Annotated in this window: 5 protein-coding genes; 3 read left to right on the forward strand and 2 right to left on the reverse strand. The window is 62.6% G+C overall.

Features of this window, described 5'->3' with window-relative positions:
- Both AC1P6P_RS08165 and hisS read right to left on the reverse strand, forming a co-directional pair.
- A partial coding sequence (locus AC1P6P_RS08165; RefSeq protein WP_481401944.1) for an ATP phosphoribosyltransferase regulatory subunit occupies positions 1-304 on the reverse strand: 304 nt, incomplete at its 3' end.
- A 185-nt stretch (positions 305-489) separates the two neighbouring features.
- Positions 490-1,953, reverse strand: coding sequence for a histidine--tRNA ligase (gene hisS / locus AC1P6P_RS08170; RefSeq protein WP_481401948.1), 1,464 nt, complete (start codon positions 1,951-1,953; stop codon positions 490-492).
- A 219-nt stretch (positions 1,954-2,172) separates the two neighbouring features.
- Between hisS and AC1P6P_RS08175 the strand changes: the two genes are divergently transcribed.
- The 3 genes from AC1P6P_RS08175 to AC1P6P_RS08185 all read left to right on the forward strand — a co-directional run.
- The gene (locus tag AC1P6P_RS08175) at positions 2,173-2,694 is read left to right on the forward strand and encodes a PAS domain-containing protein (RefSeq protein WP_481401945.1); all 522 of its coding nucleotides are present in this window, start codon (positions 2,173-2,175) and stop codon (positions 2,692-2,694) included.
- Positions 2,695-2,707: 13 nt separating this feature from the next.
- Positions 2,708-3,556: a substrate-binding domain-containing protein gene (locus AC1P6P_RS08180; protein ID WP_481401946.1), complete on the forward strand. Its 849-nt coding sequence runs from the start codon at positions 2,708-2,710 to the stop codon at positions 3,554-3,556.
- 272 nt (positions 3,557-3,828) lie between these two features.
- A partial coding sequence (locus AC1P6P_RS08185) for a hypothetical protein (RefSeq protein WP_481401947.1) occupies positions 3,829-4,358 on the forward strand: 530 nt, incomplete at its 3' end.

Here is a 4,358-nt window from a genome sequence, read left to right on the forward strand (position 1 = left end):
GGCGGAAGGCGAGGCCATGATAGCAAAGCCGCGCCGGATAGGCCGCGCCGCTGTCGACCTGGAATTTGCAGGTCGGAATGGTGAGGTCGGGGCGAAGGCACAGCTCCTGGCCGGTCGGATCGGTCAGTTCGTATGTACGACGGCGGATTTCCTCGCCCGAGCGGTCGACGAACAGATGCGCCGGCTGCAGCAGCGCCGTTTCGTGCCGCGTGTAGCCGTTCGCCTTCAAGACGCCCAGCACCGCGTCGGCAACGCCGGTCAGGGCCTCAATTTCGTCGGGACCGTAGGTGGGGAACGAAGTCATTGTCTTTCCATCTTCCTCTCCCCTTGAGGGAGAGGGCGCAAAATCTTGCACTTAGCCGAGATCACTCTTCCGTCACCACGCCTCGATGCGAGGCTAAGTGCTAGATTTTGCGGGTGAGGGGTATGTCGCGTCACGGTGCCCCCTCACCTGAAAAATCATCGGCCCTCTGCGTTTCGCGCGTCATCTCAGTCCTGCTTCAGTGCCTGTTTGATGCCCGCCACCAGGTCGGCGCGCGCCACCGTTTTCTGCGCGGCGCGGGCACCGAGGTATTCGGCGCGGCTTTCCACCTCTTTGGCGAGTTCGGCGCCGCGCTTCAAATCCTTGATGGTGACGGTGCCGGCGGCGCGTTCATCGTCGCCTTCCATCACCACCAGCGCCGCGCCGCGCTTGTCGGCGTATTTGAGCTGGTCGGGAATCTTCTTGGTGCCGACATAGGCTTCCGCGCGCAGGCCGGCGGCGCGCAGGTCTTTCGCGATCTTGAACGACGACACCGTGTCGCCCATACCGAGCACGATCACCAAGGGCTTAACATCCGCCGCCAGCCCGCGCGCCGTCAGCGCCGCCAAGAGCCGCGACACACCGATGGAAATGCCGGTCGCCGGAACCTGCTGGCCAGTGAAGCGCGCGACGAGATCGTCATAACGCCCGCCGCCCGCGACCGAGCCGAACACGACGGTCTCGCCCTCGTCGTTGGTCACCGGAAACGTAAGCTGCGCCTCGAACACCGGGCCGGTGTAGTAGTCGAGCCCGCGGATGATGGAGGTATCGGGCGCGATCTGATCGGCGGAGTAGCCGTTGGCGCGGCAGAGATTGACGATCGCCGCCAACTGATCGATCGCGGCAGTCGCCTTATCGCCGACGATATCGCGCAGCACTGCCTGGAAATCGTCACCGACCGCGCCGATCTCGAGGAAACGCAAAATCTTCGCGGCGGCCTCTTCGGAAAGATTGGCCCCCTTGGTGAAATCGCCGGACTCGTCCTTGCGACCTTCGCCGAGAAGCGCCTTGACGCCGCCGACGCCGAGCCGGTCGAGCTTGTCGATGGCGCGCATGACGATGCCGCGGCGCTCGCGCTCTTCCACCGGCAAGCCGACGGCATCAAGCACGCCATCGAGAATGCCGCGCGAATTGATCTTGACGATGTACTCACCGCGCTTCAGCCCCAAGGCTTCCAGCGCATCGCACACCATCATCAAGAGTTCGGCATCGGCGGCGGGGGAATTGCTTCCCACCGTATCGGCGTCGAACTGGGTGAATTCGCGATAGCGCCCGGGGCCGGGCTTTTCGTTGCGATAGACCAGGCCCATCTGATAGCGGCGGAACGGCTTGGGCAAATTCTGGAAATTCTCGGCGACATAGCGGGCAAGCGGCGCCGTCAGGTCGTAGCGCAGGCTCATCCACTGTTCGTCGTCGTCTTTCAGCGAGAACACGCCTTCGTTGGGGCGGTCGACGTCGGGCAGGAACTTGCCGAGGGCGTCGGTGTACTCGAAAGTCGGGGTCTGCAACGGCTCGAAGCCGTAGCTTTCGTAGACGCCGCGAATGATCTCGATCAGCCGGCGCTCGGCCGCGATCTCGGCCCCAAACCGGTCGCGAAACCCACGCGGCAGCCGCGCCTTGGGCTTCTTTTGAGCAATTTTCTTATCCGACACCATGACAAAACCTTCGACAAGGAACCGGCCTTTTAGCCGCCTCCCCCCCAAGGAGCAAGAAACAGGGGCAGGAAAAGGGCGCTGCTGCAAGGGATTGGCCCGCCCGGCGGAGTTGCAAGCCAGTCGCAGTTACAGCCGTATAAGGGAAAACCCCAGTCGCGCATTGTTTAACCCGTTGGTCAGCGGCGGCTGCCTAACCTATGGGCGGAAGGAGTGCCCGTGGCAGAGATCGGCGACTGGTCGGAAAGTCTCAATTCGACCTACACCAAAGACGACACGCTGATGTTCGAATCCCCGATCCTGAAGGCGGGATTCGAAGCGTGGTCGCGCTCGGGCACGATTCCGCCGCGCAGCCAATTCACGCCGCGCGTGTCGAAGGATTTTCTCGGCAATCTCATCATCTTCGAACGCCATAAAGACACCTTTCTCATTCGCCTGATGGGCACGCGCATTTCGGCCGTGCTGGGCGAGATGCAAGGCCTTATCCTGGAAGCCGCGATACCGGTCGAAGTCGCGGCGCGCTGGAAGGCGGTGCTGTGCGAGGTGCTGGTGACCCAAACGCCGACCCGCGTGGTGAAGACGGTCGCCTTCAACGATCTGCACTATCTCGAGGCGGAATTGTTGCTGGCGCCATTGCTCGACGCCACGGGACAACTCACAATGGTTTTCGCGGTCGCCGCGTTCCGGTCTGGCGTCGCCAAGAGCCGGGCGCTCGACAATCTCATTGCCGGCACGGACTGAACGGAAGCTTGCAATGGCCGCGACCTCGAACCTGATCGGATTCCTCTGCGACATGCCGATGGTCGGCTCGGGCTATTTCGGCATGCTGCAAATCGGCCTGATGGCGGGCTGCCACAAATGGGAAACCGCCCTGGTCGTGAAGTCGTTCGATTTGCAGGACGCAGCTCTCGGCGGCCGGGTGCGGGCGCTGTTGGCTCGTACGCCGTTGCGCGGTGTCATCCTGCCGGAGCCGATCTGCGAGATCGCCGCCGTGCTCGAGGCCGTCAGCGACGCCGGATTGCCGGTGGTTCGCATCGCGCCGCATTCCGAGACCGGCACGACGCTCGACATCTGCATCGACAATGAGGCGGCGGCGTACGACGTGACGCGCCATCTGATCGGTCTTGGCCACAAGACTATCACCTTCGTGAAAGGACCGCCCGATCACGGCGACGCCAAGGCGCGGCTGGCCGGCTTCCTCCGGGCGATGGCCGATGCCGGACTGGCCGTCGACGAGGCACAGCTGCTGACCGGCGGCTTCGATTACGCCCAAGGCCTTGGCGCCGCCGAGCACCTGCTGGCGAACCCCGACCTGCCGAGTGCGGTCTTCGCCTGCAACGATGAGGTCGCCGCCGCGATCCTGTCCACCGCGCACCGGCTGGGATTCCGTATTCCCGACGACTTCTCGCTCGCCGGCTTCGACGATTCGCCTTTGGCGCGTTCGGTCTGGCCGCAGATCACCACCTGCCGCCAGAAGATGGAGCTGACCGGCTATATGGCGATGGATTTTGTCATCGACCCGCCGACCGAGGCCGAAGCGCGCAAACGCCCGATGCTGCACGAACTGGTGATCCGCCAGTCGACAGGAAAACCGAAAGAGTGAGCCTTCGGGCGCTCTCGATACAATACATCGGATATACGAGAAATGGGAAAACCTCCCGCATTCTTCAAGGGGAGTTTTCGGGGTGCGACAAACTGAGCAAAACGAGTACAAATCAACCGCTTGCCATTTTGGGCGCTGAGACCAATGCGCGTTCGCACCAACTTGCCCCAAAATAAAATCAAACGAGCGCCTCGCCGGGTGTTGAACATTCCTTCATGCGCTCGCGCCACGCGCGCATGTTAGTCTTACCGTGGGTTCCGGGGGTCACAGCCATGTCGCTCGCACGGCGCGCACTGCTTCCTGCACTTATCGCTACTGTTTTGGCCGGCTGCACCGGCGTCGTATCGGAGAAACCGATTTTCGCTGCGGCGGATTTCAACACGTCGGGCGCATTGCTCGGGCATTACAGCGAAGCTGACGACGCTCACAAAATGCTCGTCACCAAAGGCCCGGAAGGCCAGCTCGTCCTCTTCGGTTTCGAAAACAAGCCCGTGAAGAAGGGCAAGGAAACCGAAGACGTCTGGCATCAGGTGCTCTATGCCGATGCCGCGGTGGTCGCGCTTGGCGGCGGCGATTACGTGCTGCAGGTCTCGTGTGTCGGCTTGGTCCAAAACGGCCAAGCCTATGCGGGCTGGCTCGGCGGCAAGTCTTCGCCTTATCGCGACTACACGGCGTATGGCGTGATTGCCCAAGACCGTCAGCAGGACCACCTCTGGTCCTGGTGGAACTTCAGCAACAAAGCGGCGGAACGCGTGCTCAGCCAATACGGTGCTGTTGAACCATCGAATGCGGGCAGCTACCG

This window comes from Rhizomicrobium sp. (assembly GCF_056722145.1).